Below are 16,217 nucleotides of genomic sequence, written 5' to 3'. Positions count from 1 at the left end.
CGCCTCGAGCCACTTTACCGCAACGTAAATGAACTCCTTCAAAACGAGGCGAATAAACAAAAATTTCAAACATTGGATGTGGTTTGGGTACACCCGGAATGATTTTGCTATTCAGTTTCAAGGAAATGTAAGGATTATGATGATTATTTTTATTTATTTGATAAAAATTAGTACGAAGTGTTGCGCTAATAGCATGAATGTATTGTCTAATTATCTTATCTTCATCTAGATTTGATACTCCATCAAGATCAGCTAAAATTTCAATGGACAAATCAGTAAAGCGATCTTCCCGATTAGGAGCATCAGTCGGATTACAACGAATCTCAAATAACTTTACTAATTTTTTAGCAATAGAAACATTATTATTTAAAGCCATTTCCATATAATCTTGGCTAAAGGTAATGCCTATTTGCTTAAAATATTTAGCATAAGTACGTAAAACAGCTACCTCACGCCAATTGAGGCCTGCTGCTAAAACTAACTGATTAAATCCATCATTTTCAGCTTCACCAAACCAAACTTTAGCAAAAGCATTTTGGAATAAATCTTTAATCTCATCAAGATCGAACTCAGTGGATTTATTATATTGCATGGCAAAATCATTAATCCAAGTAATCGTACCGTCATCAAATTTTAATGGATAAGGGCGCTCGCTAATTGCACGAAGCCCTAATTTTTCCAATATAGGTAAAACATCAGAGAGTGGAATTGTCGAATCATGTTGATAAACTTTTAATCTAAAACTATTTTCCGATTCATCCAAAGGCTTATAAAAATTAATTCCTAAAGAGTTTTCAGGCGTAAGCATTTCAATATGCTTAATATCATAGACTGCTGTTCTGGCAGAAAACATATCACGATAAGCAATGGGAAATGCATTTTTATACTGAGCATACAAACAATTTGCTTGTTCCTCTCCGTATGACTCATATAAATGAGTTTGCAAATCATCCGCCCATGAGCGCCCCGCTTCGATCAGTTTCTTTTCAATTTCTTTTAAATCGTATTCAAGAGGCAATTGAGGGTTAATTTTAATAATAAAATGAACACGTGCTAACACTGATTCTGTAAACTGTTGCGAATATGTGGTCTCAATCGAGTTAAAACTATCATCAAGAATTTTTTTCATGGTCATTCTTAATTCTGTATTGATCCTTTCTTTAGGAACATACACCAGACATGAAACAAAACGATGATAAACATCCATTCGCGCAAACAAACGAATACGCTTTCTATCTTGCATGTAAAAAATACCCATTGCAATTTCGAGAATTTCATCTTCAGTTCCCTGAATTAAATCATCGCGCGGCAACGTCTCAAGAATATTTAATAAAACTTTACCTGCATGACTTCTGGGATTAAGCCCAGAATTTTCCATAATGAGCGCTACTTTACGGCGTAAAAATGGAATTTGTTTGGGGTTAGTATGATAAGCAGCTGAAGTATACAAGCCAATAATTCTTCGCTCTCCAATAACCTCTCCTTCTGCATTAAAACGCTTAATACCTATGTAATCGGTATAAGCATCACGATGTACGCTTGCCAATGTATTGGTTTTTGAGGTCACTAAAATACGGGGGGATAAAGAAAATTCTCGCGCTTCAGGAGCCATTGCAGAAATACTACGCGTCATTGATTTTGTAACGCTTTCACGCAAAAGCCCTAATCCTGTATCAGGTATTGCTTGTAAAACTGTTTCTTTCCCTTTTTGCACAAGCTCATAATCTCGCATGCCTAAAAAAGTAAAATGATGGTCTTCAATCCAATGTAGAAAAGCTTTAGTCTCCTCCACTTCGTCCATGTCAAGCACTGAAGAAACTTTATCGATCTCAGCGATTGCCTCGCGAACTGAGGCGCGCATTTTTTCCCAGTCTTCAAAAACGACTCTATTATCCTCAAGTGCTCTTTCGCATCCTTTATGCAATTGCTCAAGCATTTCAGGATCGGTTTGTCGATCAATTTCAAGAAATATAGGAGCCTCATGAAGTACTCCTTTTTCAGCGGTCAATTGATTACGCGGTAAAATCTCACAAACTTTATTATCTTTATCTCTTTTAACACGAATCCCACCCATATGAATTGTTAAATGAGATGACAGTCCCATTCTATGGATTACCAAACGAATTGAGTCAACTAGAAAAGGCATATCATCACAAACCACTTCAATCACAGTATGTGTCGTTTGCCAACCGTGTCGTTCAAAATCTGGATTATAAATTCTTATTTTTGTTTCATGTGGGGCACGCTCATTAATCAAGGACCAAAAATTAACTACAGCACCATAAAGATCATCCAGATTCCATGCGCTAAGATCTTCCATAGCCACAGTACCGTATAACTGTTTGGCAAATTCGGCGCAGAATTCAGCTTGCTCACCAATCATAGAGCTTTTAATTTTATCTACAATGGCTTCAATTAATACATCTTTACCTTCTTCAAATTTATAAGACATTGCTTTACCTCGTCGATTTTGCCTCTGCCCTGCAGCGAGAATTATTGTTTAATAAATAACCAGCCACTCATACCTCATTGCATTGACAAGAGATAAGAGTGGCTCAAAAATTATATTTTACTCAAGCATATTGATAATTCATCCTGTCGAAGAGTAATTATCAATCTCTACCATTAAGAGTTACTAATTGCTATGGTTTTGATATTAACAAATTCTAATATACCGTCTTTTGATAATTCACGACCATAGCCAGACTCTTTTATTCCACCAAATGGTAACCTAGGGTCAGATGCAACAAAAGCATTGACAAAACATACCCCGACATCAATTTCGTAGGTCGCAATACGTTCCCCTTTTTCTAAATCACGGGTAAACACAGCCGCACCTAAACCATATTGGCTTTGATTGGCATAGGCTATGGCTTCTTTTTCATTATTGGCCGAAATAATAGCAATAACAGGCCCAAATAACTCTTCATCAAAAGCAGGCATGCCTGGTGTTACGTTAGTTAACAAAGTTGGTGGATAAAAATATCCTTGACCGTCAGGAATTATACCACCAAGCAATAATTTAGCACCTTGTTTCAGTGATTTTTCTACTTGTAAATGTAAGCTATCTCTTAAGTCCGAACGAGCCAAAGGACCAAGTTTAGTATCTGGATGAAGTGGGTCTCCCATTTTAAATCCAGCTATTTGATCCATTATTTTTTGAATTAACTCATTTTCAATAGATTTTAAAACAATGATGCGCTTAGCAGCAATACAAACTTGACCTGAATTATTTAATCGTGAATTAACAATACAGTTTGCAGCCAAATCAAGATCAGCATCTTCCAGCACCAAATAAGGATCATTTCCACCAAGCTCTAAAACAGATTTCTTCAAAAATTTTCCTGCATGTCCTGCAACAGCACTTCCAGCTCGCCCGCTGCCAGTCAAAGTTACAGCAATAACAGATGGATGTTCAATTACTTTAGCTGCTCCATCGTTATCAACGATTAAATGTTGGAATACATGTGGCGGAAATCCTGCCTCTAAAAAAAGTTGCTCTATTTTATTTCCTGTACCTGTTGAAATAGGTGCATGTTTTAAAGCTGCGACATTCCCCGCCATTAATGATGGAACCGCAAAACGAAATACCTGCCAAAATGGGAAGTTCCAAGGCATAATAGCGAAGACTATTCCCAAAGGTAAATGGCATACTTTGGCCTTTTTCATTTCAGTTTGAACAACTTTAGGCGCAAGATATTCTTCTGCATGTTCAGCATAATGCTCACATAGCCAAGCACATTTATTAATTTCCGCCTTACCTGCGGTAATTGGCTTTCCCATTTCATTAGTTATTAATTGTGCAAGCTCGTCAGTTTTATTTTTTAAAAGCTGTGCAAGTTCTAGCATCAATGATTTTCTTTTGTTAAACGATGTTCGTTTCCATGACAAATAGGCTTCATGACCTTTATTCAATTTTTCATGAATTTCTTCCGTACTCAGACAATCATAGCTTTGCAAAACTTGCTCTGTTGTGGGATTTATTGTTTGAATTTTCATTATCTCTCCATACAAATAAAAGTATATTTAACTCAAAGTTAACAACTCTCCTTGCGTACTACTTTTGATTATTGATACTATTTTTATGTTTTTACGCTTTATTATAAAAAAGTAGTAGTCAATTAATATTAAATAGACTTATTTATTATCTTCTAAATTCGTTTCTAGAAGAATACTTTTTTAAATAATGGATTTCTATTAACCCTAGGATAATTGATGAATTTAAGCAAATTGAAATTCCATCCATTACAATACATTGCTGCTTGGTCAGTGCATGTCTTTACAGCAAGTGCCGCGTGTATTGGTGTTTTTTCGTTGGTAAAAATGTATCAACATGAATATATTTTTGCTTTGTGGCTCATGCTAATCACGGTAGTTATAGATGCAGTTGATGGAAGTTTTGCGCGTCTTGTTGAGATTAAAAAAATCTTACCACAGATCGACGGAGCTCTGCTTGATAACATTGTTGACTATTTAAATTATGTTATTACTCCATGTTTTTTCTTATTAGTTAAACCCGACATGCTCCCTTCACAATATTCTGTTTTTCTGATTGCTGCAGTGACCATTACCTCTGCTTATCAGTTTTGTCAATCAGATGCAAAAACACCAGATCACTTTTTTAAAGGATTTCCCTGTTATTGGAATGTAGCAATTTTATACATGTTTATATTTAATACTTCTGCAACTACTAATGCCATAATATTATTCATTCTTTCTATACTTATTTTTGTGCCTGTAAAATACGTTTATCCTTCAAGACTGGATTACTTAACAGAGTCAAAGATATTAAAAATACTCATGCATGTTTGCTCTATTATTTATGCTATAAGCTCTATTTGTTTACTTATAAGCTATCCTAATCCCAATATTGTTTGTCTTAGCCTCTCTATGGCATATGTTACAATGTATTTATTTTTAAGCTTTTATAGGACTTATTATCCATTGATTAAAGCAAAAATTACTGCACATAGAGAATAAACTTCTTTTGCTGAAGGATAGACTTTGATTTTTTTATGATTAAAATAACCCAAAAATTTACTTATTGAGGTCGTTATGTTTTTGTTGCATCAAATAAATAAATCTCTAATTCTCTCTCTGATACTAGTTAGTTCAGTAGAGGCTGCAGGACCATTCCCAAGAGGGTGTGAGGTCACAGGTTTTGGATACAATCAAAATTATTTAATTTTAAATGAGACTGGTAATCAGTCCTATTATTTAATACAAAATCATTCTGATAGTAAAATTGAACTAGAACGTTTAAATACCGAAGAAGCTTTTATGAGTCCTCCTTTACATGCCACATTAGATCCAATGAACTGGGGGGCATTTGCTTCTGATGTTAAAAATTTAAACTTTAAATGCTATAAACGCAATGATGACAACTCCATTCTTGTACCTTGTCAAGATGTATTAGATGTATGTCAATATCCAAGAGTAAAATTCGCCCTCAGTAACATGGGAAATTATTGGATTTCATTTAATAAACCACAAGGAGCAATTATCCAAGAGTCTGTAGCAAAAGGAATTTATTTAAAATGGTGATTTGTGCTTAAAAAACTATTCATCCTATTGGGATGGTTTGGCACACTTATTATATTATTTGGAACTACTCAAAAACCATCCCATGTTTATTATATTGCTGGCGCTGTAACATTACTTGCGACAGCAATTTACTATAGGTTGTTTTTTTATATTGCACTTGAACTTATTCTTATCGCAGGACACTTAGCAATTATTCTGAGAATCGGACCATATATCCAACTTTTTCTGCCTATATTACTCTGTACCCAGCTATTAGCCTTCTATTTTGTATTTGGCAAGATAAAAATCTTTCTAGTATTTGGAATTTTAGGAATTGCTTTTCTCTCAATAGGACTAGCCTATAATAATCAATGGATATTTTTTTCTGGTAGCACATTTATTGCCACTTATTCTTATTATGCTGGACACAAAGGACAACACCCTGCTTATATTTGGGCTGGTTTAAATACAGCACTAGCCCTAATTGCTCTATACAGGATTCTTATGTTTTAGTTCCTACCTGAATTAGAAACCTGCATAAACAATAAGCCTTAAAAAAAATTTCTCGTAAGATACACTAAATAGTAGCGTACATCTTGCATACTCGATGATTTTTTGACCTACTTAGCGCCTTTGGGATATTGAAGGGTTAGACAAAAACCTAAATGTAATTATATATTTAGATAAGTACTGTTAATGCTTAAGTTGATTCCATTACCTGAACATTAAGCTTTGCATCCTTATGCTCTTTTGGCATTTGTACGAGTGCATTTTTATACAGAACTGCGCAAGTTACTTTTATATTTTTTTTAAGCAAAGCAGGGTATTTTTAAATATCTATACCCTGCTTTGCTTTACACGATAATAAAAAGACTTCTATTTAGAGGGAACAATTTCAATGCTTAAGTTGGCAATAACATCACTATGAACGTGTATTTCAACAACAAAATTACCAATTGAGTGCAAAGGACCTTCTGGCATTACAATTTCACGTTTGCTTACTTCAATATTTTTTTCAGTCAAAGCATCTTTAATTTCATTAACACCAACAGAACCGTATAATTTACCTTCGTCACTAGCCATAGCACTAATAACTATATGAGTATCATTAAACTTAGAAGCACGCTGTTCTGCAGTAGATAAAGCTTGTTGTGCTTTCTTTTCAAGTTCTGATCGACGTTGCTCAAATATTTCAATATTTTTAGGTGTAGCAAAAACAGCTTTATTTTGTGGTATTAAAAAATTACGACCATAACCTGCTTTTACATTAACTTTATCACCTAGGTTACCTAAATTTCTCACTTTTTCTAATAAGATAACTTCCATCTCAATAACCCCTTAAATTGATTCGCCTACCCTTGACGGGAGGTATGTTCTAAAATTAACCAAACTATCTAATGAACCAAGGACAATGTAAATACACAGTACAAAAGTTGGCTTCAATAATATTAATAACATTAATAAAATGAATATACTAATCTGGCCTTTACGAGAAAAAATAAAATAAACCAAAGTGAATCCGGCGAGTACAAAATAACAAAGTACCAAAGGAAGAACGTTAATAGCTAAAGGAATTTCATAATAAGAAGCTAGAGAAACTCCCAAAAATACTAAAAACGATAATTTGCTACTTCGAAATGTCATGAACTCATTCTTGAACCCCCCAGGCACAAACAATTTAGCCTGGATTGCGCGAGCAACCATCAACGACATTACTGATGAAATAATTACACTTAACATCTGAACGCCGAAAAACAATTGTGCTAAGATTGATGAATTCATGCCATCAAGAGAACTTTCAACGAGCTCCTGATATTGCATAATGAGCACTTTAAATTGCTCAAATTGCCCCAAAATAAAATTAGGCGCTAAAAGTTGAAGAAGCAAACATCCTAAAAATGCTTGTATGAAAAACACCCCAAATGCCATTTGCCATTTGCCAGTTTTCCGCAAATATAACGCTGCAAAATAACTGGGCATATAAGTAATAAGAGTATTAATTAAAGCACCGGATAATGGTACCAACATCATCAATGGGACAGAATGAATAACTAATGCAGGTAATAATACATCAAAACCAGATTTTGCACCTTTTCTTAAAGTTACTAGACAAACTAAAGCAACTGAAAGCCAAGATACAAATGGCAATACTGAGCAAATCACTGCACAAACAATTGCATACTGCTTATTTTCAAGCATTGCCGTACATTGTTTTGATATAAAATTACCTGCTCGATTCATTTGATTTTATTTATGGCTATCACAATATGGCAACAGACCAAGAAATCTAGCTTGCATAATTGCTCTTGCTAACTGTCGTTGAAAACGAGTATGTGTACCAGTAATACGACTTGGCACTATTTTCCCTGTTTCGGAAATGTAATTTTTTAACAAACTAATATCTTTATAATCAATTTCATTGCCGCCTTCTGCGCTAAAGCGACACATTTTTTTTCTACGAAAATAAGCTGACATAAAATAAGACTCCTCTTAAGCTGCTCTGGTTTCTTTTTCTTTCTTCATCAAAACAGACTCAGTAGTAATCGCTTGTTTTTGACGTGTAATTAAATTTCTGATGATTGCATCATTGAATTTGAATGCGTTTTTAATCTCTTCCAGAGCTTCAAGACTACACTCAATATTCATAAGAATATAATGTGCCTTATGTACATCACTAATTGGATAAGCTAATTGACGACGGCCTAAGTCTTCTTTTCGGTGGATTACTCCATTGTGCTTACTAATGATCCCCTCGTAGCGCTCAACCATTGCAGGCACTTGCTCACTTTGATCAGGGTGCACAAGAAACATAATCTCATAATGTCTCATGATTTCTCCTTATGGGTAAAAGCCTTCTGTATTCAACAACAGTAAGGCAAGGTTTTAAAAAAAGCTGCCAATTATAACCATTTTAACTAGCTCTTACAATCACAAGCTGCATAAAAAATAGAAATTCATAAATTTTGTCGCTTAATACTATAATATAAATTTTTTTTATCCATTTACCTCAATTTGTAGTGGTAAATATCCATAAATTAGGTTACCGTGCACAAGATAAATATTATGGACTTACAATCAACTTAATCAAAAATTATAGAGGTTTTTAATGGATATAATTTCTCTTCAGTTTGAAGAACCTTTAATGATTCATATCGGTAAAACATCTGTCAAAATTTTAGCTTTTAAAACACAAGAGCCAGGGAATATCAAATTTGGAGTCGATGCTCCCAGATCAGTAAATGTGCACAGAGAAGAAATTTTTCATGCAATTAAACAGAAACAACTTTTAGATACAGTCGATTAATTACTCAATGAATCCAATATCATCACGGCCAATTAACATTCTTGCTGGACTAATGCTGTTTTTATCCTCTATTGCTTTTTTAATAAATCATTATTTTTTTAAATATAAGGGAAATAATTACTTCCCAGAAGGTATTCCCTTTCTAGCAACGGTTTTATTTCTTTTCAACTTCGGATTAATGCTTTATTTTAAAAAAGGGAGCAAATTCAGACAAATTGGCAGAGAACTTCTTTACTTGTTTGGTGTAATGAGTTTGATTGCATTAGCAACCAATGCAGTGCAGTTAACTCCCTTCCCCCCAATAGACCCATCCATTGTTGATGTTGAAAATTATTTACATTTTCCTATGGAATCCGTTGTGGCATGGACTAATAACCACCCAAAGTTTAAATACCTCCTTGGTGTAACTTATGATAGCCTAACCTATCAGATGAGCATTTTACCCTTATTTGTCATTTTTACATGTCACTTTCACCTCGTTCGTGAATATTACTTCTATTTATTGTGCACAACCTTAATTGGATTTTCATTTTATTACTTTTTTCCTACTACTGCTCCTGCAAGTATTTTAAACAGTAGTCTTTTTTCTATTTCACAAATAGCCACTGGCCTTAAGTTTGAACAGATTCATCATTATATTATTCCTACTACAAATGATGGTGGTCTTATTGCGCTTCCCTCTTTTCACGCCATTTGGGCAATATTATGTGTGAACTTAGTTCGAGATTGGAAAATCTTATGGATTGTTTTATCTGTGATTAATTTGTTTCTAATCGCATCATGTGTGCTTTTGGGATGGCATTATATAACCGATATCATAGGTAGTTTTATTGTTTTATGGATAAGTTACTATTTTTTTAATCAATGTAAAACAGAGAACAACATTATAAGAGACCGTACTATCTTGAGAGACTCTTGAAAATAACAAGATTACACAATATCCCTCAAGATTTATATCATTCATATCTTATATTTTTCGCACTAATCCTGATGGAAAAGCAAGCTCATTTTGAATAACCTTATTGCTCCCGTTCGCTTGATTCAACCCCTCTAATTGTTTTTCTAGTACAGTCTGTAACTGTATGTTACTTTGCTCACTGAGTATTGGATATACTTGTAATACCAATTGGCCATCTTGTTTACCTGTTTTTACAGGTTGATTAATGATTCTTACTTGTGTGCCGACTGGGACTGAGCGAAACAAAAGTTCAATGTCATCAGGGTACATCCGTATGCATCCCGCGCTTACACGAGTACCTATTCCATCTTGTCTATTAGTACCATGAATTAGGAATGTAGGCCATCCTAATCGTAAAGCATATTGACCTAATGGATTATATGGGCCTGAAGGAAATTCTTCTGGAAGGAAATCACCATTTTTTTCAGCCTCCGCGCGCAGGTTTTTTGTTGGCCTCCACTTAGGATTAGCTGCTTTAGCAACAACTTTGGTCACTCCTAATGGAGTTTTCCATCCTTTACGTCCTATACCAATAGGGAAAGTAAGTACTACATTTTCATTTTCGGGAAAATAATAAAGTCTGTATTCTGCCAAATTGATTACGATTCCTTTTCTAGGAACATGGGGCAAAATATACTGGGAGGGAATAATTAGCCGTGAATTAGCGGCTAAAGTATGTCTTGGATCAATATGTGGATTAGCTCTAACTAACTCATGGTATCCTACATCAAATCGTTTCCCTATTTCGTCAATGGTTTCAAGACCTTCAGTCTGGGTATATTGGGGCTCACCTACTACATCTCCTGTAGTGGGCAAAACCAATGTAGTTGCATGAGCGGTGATAAAAAGCCCAACGATTTGTAAAAAAAACAAAAAAAATAGTCTATTTTTGCTTAAGTACATTCTTAATCATACTCAAAAACATATTTGGGTGGCACAAAGTGAACTCTATATTTTATCATGATCTTCCTAAGTTCAACCCTTTGCTTCACCCAAGTTAGTTATGCTTATTCAACAAGAGAGCTTATAAGCTCTCGTCTACTTTGAAACGTTCACCATATTTTGACTCTAAAGTCTTAAATAGTTTTTCTAGATTATTTGTCCCAAAATCCTTAGCATAATTCATTGGACCTCCACGAAATGGGGCAAAGCCTGTAGCAAAAATCATACCTGCATCAAGTAAATCTGCATCAGCAACAACTCCTTCACGTAAGCAAGCAGCTGACTCATTTACCATTCTCAAAATTAATCGATCTGCAATATGAGCATCTGTAGCAACAGTTGGTTGTTTTTTAATTGCTTTACCATTTTTGTAGTGATAGAACCCTTGGCCAGTCTTACGCCCCAGTTTGCCTTCTTTAACCATATCACGTAACTTCTGGGGAACAGCACCGCCAAAATGTCCCGTTAAATTTTCAGCTACAGCCAAACCCACATCTAAACCGACCGTATCTGCCAGTTCCACTGGTCCCATAAACATACCAAAAGCTAAAGCTGCTTCATCAATTGTTTCGGCGCTATAGCCTTCATCCAATAATTGAACACATTCCATCAAATAAGGCATTAACACTCGATTGACTAAGAAGCCTGGACTGGACTTAACAGGCAATGGAAGTTTACCGATTTGATTGACAAACGAACAAGAATTAAGCTCAACCTTTTTAGATGTTTGTGCACTACTTACAATTTCAACCAGGTCCATTTTTGACACTGGATTGAAAAAATGGATTCCCACAAGACGGTTAGGATCATCCATGACACTGCTCATTTCATCTAATGGAATGCTCGATGTATTCGTAGCAATAATGGCATCCTTTTTAGCAAATTTTTCGACTTTTTTTATAATTTCTTGCTTGACTGCAAGATTTTCGAAAACAGCTTCAATGATTACATCAGCACGAGCGATACCATAGCCCTCTGGATCAGGGATTAAATTGTCCATTGCGGCTTGAATCAATCTAGGTTTGCGTAATTTTTTCTTATACAAAGCATGGGCACGCCCAATCGCTGGGGCAATTTGAGCATATGTCTGATCTTGTAAAGTGACTTTAAGTCCACGCAAAGCACACCAGGCAGCGATATCACCTCCCATCACTCCTGCGCCAATAACATGTACTCGCTTCGCGTTAAAATCGCTTCCTTTAGCAAAGCCTTTCAATCGTTCACGCAAAGTAAAGGCCCGGATTAGATTTTTTGAAGTAATTCCTGTGGATACTAAATGTTCTACAGAATCTATTTCTTTTAAATAGGCTCTATCTCCTATGCCTCCTTCATGCTCCCATAAATCAATAATGGCGTAAGGTGCTGGATAATGTTCTTTACGGACTCGTTTAGCAACATTACGACGCATTAAAGCAGCAAGAGGCTTTCTCACCCATGTATTATTGGTAATCCCCTGTATTAATGAGGGCTTGTGCTTCGCGGGTTTGTTTTTAATAAAATAAACTGCTGCTCGTTTTAACTGGCGAACAGGTACCACCTCATCAACCATGCCTAAGCTTTTTGCTCTTGCAGAAGAAACAGCACTTCCTGTTAAAATAATTTGTGATAAGGCATTAAAACCTCCTATCAGCTGCGGTAAACGCACTGAACCGCCCCAACCAGGATGTATTCCAAGCATTACCTCAGGCAAACCAATTCGAGTATCTTTTTCATCACTAGCAACACGGTAAGTACACGCTAAAGCTAACTCATACCCCCCGCCCATGCAAAATCCATCGATCATAGCAATACTAGGAATGGTTAATGCTTGTATCCTAGCAAATACGGCTTGTCCTTTTCGTAAGAAATCTACCGCTTGCGCTGGTGTTTCAAATTTAGAAAAAGCATTAACATCTGCGCCAGCAATAAATCCTTTTTCCTTGGTAGAATATACAATTAAGCCTATAGCATTCTTATTTTGTGAAATTTCATAAAGCAAACTATTCAGCTCGTCTAATACTTCTTCATTAATGCTATTTACAGTAGTATCTAATCTGTTTAAACCCAACCATAGGATATTGTCACTGTCTTGTTGCAACTCCCAATGTTTATAATTATTCATGTCCTTTCACCTCAGTCACTCTTTCAAGATACATTGCCCCACCCTGTCCTCCACCAATACAAATAGAGGCCATACCTCGCGACTCATTTCTTTGCTCTAATGATTTTAATACATGTAATACAATTCTAGCTCCGCTTGCACCTATTGGATGTCCAGCCGCAATTGCACCACCTTCACGATTTAACTTGTCTAATGTAGGCCCGCCCCACGCTTTATCTAAACCTAATTGAGTACGACAATAATCATCATTGTTCCAAGCTGCAACACACCCAAGAACTTGTGCAGCAAATGCTTCATTAATTTCCCAACAATCCATATCATTCGGTTTTAATTTTTGTCTTTGTAAGATTGGCGTTGCAGCATGCACTGGACCAAGTCCCATTTGAGAAGGATCAAGAGCAGACCACTGTGAATCTACAATTCTTCCAATAACGGACAAACCATATTTTTTCACTGCCTCGGCACTAGCAAGCAATAATAAACATGCCCCATCAGTTATTTGAGAACTGTTGCCTGCAGTTACCATCCCGTATTTTTTATCAAAAAAAGGTTTAAGTTTAGCTAATTTTTCTACTGTCGAATCCGCCCTTAATCCATCGTCTTGGGCATAAACATGCCCTTTATAATCAATAATAGGCGATACTTCTGTCATTTTGCTTTCGTTATATGCTTGAGCCAATCTGATATGGCTCTGACAAGCAAACTCATCCATTTGCTCACGATTAATATTAAATCGATAAGCAACCTTTTCAGCTGTTTGCCCCATATTCATACCAACAATAGGATCTGTAAGTCCACGAAGTAATGCAATAACAGGAGCAAGAAATGAAGGTCTAAATTGAGTTACAAGACCTAATTTTTGGCCAATACTTTTGGAGGCATACCAACTCGCCAACCAAGAGGCCATTTTTTGATTAAATAATAAAGGAGCGTGGCTCATCGCATCAGTTCCACCAGCAAGAACTAAGTTACTGCGACCATTAGCAATTTGCATTGCTGCATTATCTAAAGCTTGCATACCAGAAGCACAGTTTCTCATTACAGTAAATGCAGGAACTTTATCGCCGCAACCTAAACGCAAGGCAATTACACGAGCAATATTGGCTTCATCAGGACCAGGCATAGCACTGCCAATAATTACCTCATCCAGTTCTGTTGGAGAAAACGGCTGTCGATTTAATAATGTTATACCTGCAGCTACAGCCAAATCGGATCCAGAAAAAGGACCTATTCCTTTGGCTTTAAGAAATGGTGTTCGATTTCCATCAACAACATAAACATCCCGACCGTTTAAATTTGACTGCTGTTTCATTGAGCCTCCTTATTTATCTGTGTTCATGTCACGGCAATCACATTTATCATCTTCTCAAAAGCAGGCATGACACGAGAAATATTTTCTTAATTCAATATTAACCCGATTTATGAATGTTAAAGAGTAGCAGTAAACATGAAAATTTGGAAATTTTATAAAACATTCAATAAAAAATAAATGAAACCAACTACTTGAATAAAAAGGGCCTCATATATTAAATTTAGTACAAACCAATCCATAATAATTCATTATTTCTCTAATTAACGAAAGGGAATGAGAATTTATGAATCAAACTGATTTCATAGTGAACTTAATATAAACGCTGCTAGCCCCAGCTTGAGAGGATAAGATCATTTAGTATAAAAGAAGTTTTTATGTCAAGCTTTGATTAGATTTGACAAACATGAGTTTGATACTTACTTTCTAAAAATTGTATTGTATCAATGAGTTTATCCTTTGGATTAATAATTTCAATTTCATATAGTTTTTCAAGAATACTATCAACGTCTTTTAATTCCTTTTGCTTAATTTTTTCGACTATTTCACTAATATCTCGCCTATGAACATGCGTGGATGCTGATACGAAGCAACAAAAAAAATGTAAATTTAAGTGGGATTTTGTGTTTTTCAGATACTCTTCGAGTCGTAAACATATTTCATGAATTACCTGAGGTAATAACTCTTCCTCATTTTTTCTTAATTCGAAAATAAATTCATCAAACTTTTCATCTTCTTTTTCTAGTGCCTCAAGAAGAAATAATAATTGGGAAACAAACTGATGAGGATCACTTGTCTCTGCTATTAACATACGAAATACAATGATTAATTGGTCTACATTCACAGATACATTATGATCAAGATTCCAAAATACTTCATTTTCAATTCCGATTAATATTTTTAAAAGAACTTTATCCGGCGTAGAAACAAACGGCTTCTGCAAATTTCTGGATAATAATGACTGCTCCGTCTCTTTTAATGGAGTTTTTGTGTGGATACTGCTTGTTAATTCGTTTACCTCATTTTGCATATCCATAGCTGTAAATATGATTTCATCTTTGCACAAAGGAATAAAATCGCTCACCTTAACAACATAGTCATCAGCATACTTCACATGAAGAATAAGTAACCCCATACAGACTCTAGAAAACTCAGATAAAGAAATATCCCGATATTGATTGTTTTCTGCAAACAAATATAAATCCTTAATAAAACCTAGTACTGCCATTAATTCAAATTCATAATCCCACTGTGTTTCTACTAAATGAATTAAATGAGTAATAAATCGCTCAGCCATTTTCTTATTTGACTTGCAAATTTTTTTAGCTTGATACTGTAAGATATCCGTATACCACATAAGCAACTACAAAAGTTAATTTTATTAATGGTATTAACATAGTTTTTTGCCCATGGAAATATTTTGCATTTTTTATAAGCATATTGATCTTTTTATCTTTATTTACCCAAATAAGATTTCAATTAATTTACAACGTGTATTGACGACATTAAAATACCTGATATACTGCGCAACCATTGATTGGAGAGATGGCCGAGTGGTCGAAGGCGCTCCCCTGCTAAGGGAGTATGGGAGAAATCCCATCGAGGGTTCGAATCCCTCTCTCTCCGCCAATCAACGCGCCCGTAGCTCAGTTGGATAGAGTATCTGGCTACGAACCAGGGGGTCGGAGGTTCGAATCCTTCCGGGCGCGCCATTAAATCAAGTACTTACGAGTGTTTTACCAAAATTGAAAAAGGAGTATGTAGCAAATTTTCCTTTTGACCGTCAAATCAAAGGGTTAGTCTAGACTAACTTGATTAAAATGCCCCCTTTTTTGGGGTAGAGCCTAACGTTTGAAGCACGCAATCCAGTAGATAAGCTAAAGTCCGCCATATCTTTTAAATGTGAAGGCAATTCCTTGAGTAAACGATTTGCTTCCCCTATGGTTAACCATCGGATGCGTTGCTTTTCAACATGTCGCATACGCACTACTGGAGTAATAGGTCACCCCTAATAAACTTTAAAGAAGTTTATTAGGAGAACTGATCCTCTTTATATTCTAACCAAAGCTACCGCCAAAAG

At 35.4% G+C, this 16,217-nt stretch carries 15 protein-coding genes, 2 tRNA genes and 1 pseudogene; 7 read left to right on the top strand and 11 right to left on the bottom strand.

Going from position 1 to position 16,217, the window contains the following annotated elements; all coding sequences use genetic code 11:
• The coding region (locus Lsan_RS06635) for an NAD-glutamate dehydrogenase domain-containing protein (RefSeq protein WP_162265593.1) at positions 1-2,452 on the bottom strand (2,452 nt) is incomplete at its 3' end.
• Positions 2,453-2,625: 173 nt separating this feature from the next.
• Positions 2,626-3,999 (bottom strand): NAD-dependent succinate-semialdehyde dehydrogenase, encoded by a 1,374-nt coding sequence (locus Lsan_RS06630; protein WP_058513726.1) that lies wholly within the window; start codon positions 3,997-3,999, stop codon positions 2,626-2,628.
• 216 nt (positions 4,000-4,215) lie between these two features.
• On the opposite strand from Lsan_RS06630, the gene pcsA reads away from it, so the two are divergent.
• From pcsA to Lsan_RS06615, 3 genes are all read left to right on the top strand, one after another.
• Complete coding sequence (pcsA, locus tag Lsan_RS06625) at positions 4,216-4,980, top strand: phosphatidylcholine synthase (RefSeq protein WP_058513725.1); 765 nt, start codon at positions 4,216-4,218, stop codon at positions 4,978-4,980.
• Positions 4,981-5,055: 75 nt separating this feature from the next.
• Positions 5,056-5,544 carry a hypothetical protein gene (locus tag Lsan_RS06620; protein WP_058513724.1) on the top strand — a complete coding sequence of 163 codons (489 nt, stop codon included), beginning with the start codon at positions 5,056-5,058 and terminating at the stop codon, positions 5,542-5,544.
• A gap of 3 nt (positions 5,545-5,547) precedes the next feature.
• Complete coding sequence (locus tag Lsan_RS06615) at positions 5,548-6,036, top strand: hypothetical protein (protein ID WP_058513723.1); 489 nt, start codon at positions 5,548-5,550, stop codon at positions 6,034-6,036.
• Positions 6,037-6,399: 363 nt separating this feature from the next.
• Here the strand turns inward: Lsan_RS06615 and rplI are convergent, their stop codons facing one another.
• The 4 genes from rplI to rpsF are packed head-to-tail and all read right to left on the bottom strand — an operon-like array spanning position 6,400 to position 8,352.
• Complete coding sequence (gene rplI, locus Lsan_RS06610) at positions 6,400-6,849, bottom strand: 50S ribosomal protein L9 (protein ID WP_058513722.1); 450 nt, start codon at positions 6,847-6,849, stop codon at positions 6,400-6,402.
• Between the two features lie 12 nt (positions 6,850-6,861).
• A complete protein-coding gene (locus tag Lsan_RS06605) occupies positions 6,862-7,764 on the bottom strand; it encodes a hypothetical protein (protein WP_058513721.1) in 903 nt (300 codons plus the stop codon).
• 6 nt (positions 7,765-7,770) lie between these two features.
• Positions 7,771-7,998 (bottom strand): 30S ribosomal protein S18, encoded by a 228-nt coding sequence (gene rpsR / locus Lsan_RS06600; protein ID WP_058513720.1) that lies wholly within the window; start codon positions 7,996-7,998, stop codon positions 7,771-7,773.
• Positions 7,999-8,013: 15 nt separating this feature from the next.
• Positions 8,014-8,352 carry a 30S ribosomal protein S6 gene (rpsF, locus tag Lsan_RS06595; RefSeq protein WP_058513719.1) on the bottom strand — a complete coding sequence of 113 codons (339 nt, stop codon included), beginning with the start codon at positions 8,350-8,352 and terminating at the stop codon, positions 8,014-8,016.
• A 277-nt stretch (positions 8,353-8,629) separates the two neighbouring features.
• On the opposite strand from rpsF, the gene Lsan_RS06590 reads away from it, so the two are divergent.
• Both Lsan_RS06590 and Lsan_RS06585 read left to right on the top strand, forming a co-directional pair.
• Positions 8,630-8,827, top strand: a complete 198-nt coding sequence (locus Lsan_RS06590; RefSeq protein ID WP_058513718.1) for a carbon storage regulator — start codon at positions 8,630-8,632, stop codon at positions 8,825-8,827.
• A gap of 7 nt (positions 8,828-8,834) precedes the next feature.
• Complete coding sequence (locus Lsan_RS06585) at positions 8,835-9,746, top strand: phosphatase PAP2 family protein (RefSeq protein ID WP_058513717.1); 912 nt, start codon at positions 8,835-8,837, stop codon at positions 9,744-9,746.
• Between the two features lie 48 nt (positions 9,747-9,794).
• On the opposite strand, the gene Lsan_RS06580 is transcribed toward Lsan_RS06585, so the two are convergent.
• The 4 genes from Lsan_RS06580 to Lsan_RS06565 form a co-directional block, all read right to left on the bottom strand.
• Positions 9,795-10,688, bottom strand: coding sequence for a L,D-transpeptidase family protein (locus tag Lsan_RS06580; protein WP_058513716.1), 894 nt, complete (start codon positions 10,686-10,688; stop codon positions 9,795-9,797).
• A 121-nt stretch (positions 10,689-10,809) separates the two neighbouring features.
• A complete protein-coding gene (locus Lsan_RS06575) occupies positions 10,810-12,828 on the bottom strand; it encodes a 3-hydroxyacyl-CoA dehydrogenase NAD-binding domain-containing protein (RefSeq protein WP_058513715.1) in 2,019 nt (672 codons plus the stop codon).
• Positions 12,821-14,140 carry an acetyl-CoA C-acetyltransferase gene (locus tag Lsan_RS06570; protein WP_058513714.1) on the bottom strand — a complete coding sequence of 440 codons (1,320 nt, stop codon included), beginning with the start codon at positions 14,138-14,140 and terminating at the stop codon, positions 12,821-12,823. Before Lsan_RS06570 ends, Lsan_RS06575 begins: the two co-directional genes overlap by 8 nt.
• Before the next feature lie 388 nt (positions 14,141-14,528).
• Positions 14,529-15,494 (bottom strand): DUF5617 domain-containing protein, encoded by a 966-nt coding sequence (locus Lsan_RS06565; protein WP_058513713.1) that lies wholly within the window; start codon positions 15,492-15,494, stop codon positions 14,529-14,531.
• Positions 15,495-15,676: 182 nt separating this feature from the next.
• Between Lsan_RS06565 and Lsan_RS06560 the strand changes: the two genes are divergently transcribed.
• Both Lsan_RS06560 and Lsan_RS06555 read left to right on the top strand, forming a co-directional pair.
• Positions 15,677-15,766, top strand: a tRNA-Ser gene (locus Lsan_RS06560).
• Between the two features lie 6 nt (positions 15,767-15,772).
• Positions 15,773-15,849 (top strand) — tRNA-Arg (locus Lsan_RS06555).
• 134 nt (positions 15,850-15,983) lie between these two features.
• Here Lsan_RS06555 and Lsan_RS06550 read toward each other — a convergent pair.
• Positions 15,984-16,130, bottom strand: a pseudogene (locus Lsan_RS06550) (site-specific integrase); the annotation flags it as partial.
• Between the last annotated feature and the right edge of the window lie 87 nt (positions 16,131-16,217).

Origin of the sequence: Legionella santicrucis (assembly GCF_001468135.1) — a bacterium.
Taxonomy (GTDB): Bacteria; Pseudomonadota; Gammaproteobacteria; order Legionellales; family Legionellaceae; genus Legionella; species Legionella santicrucis.
This window is presented reverse-complemented; position numbering and strand designations above follow the sequence as displayed.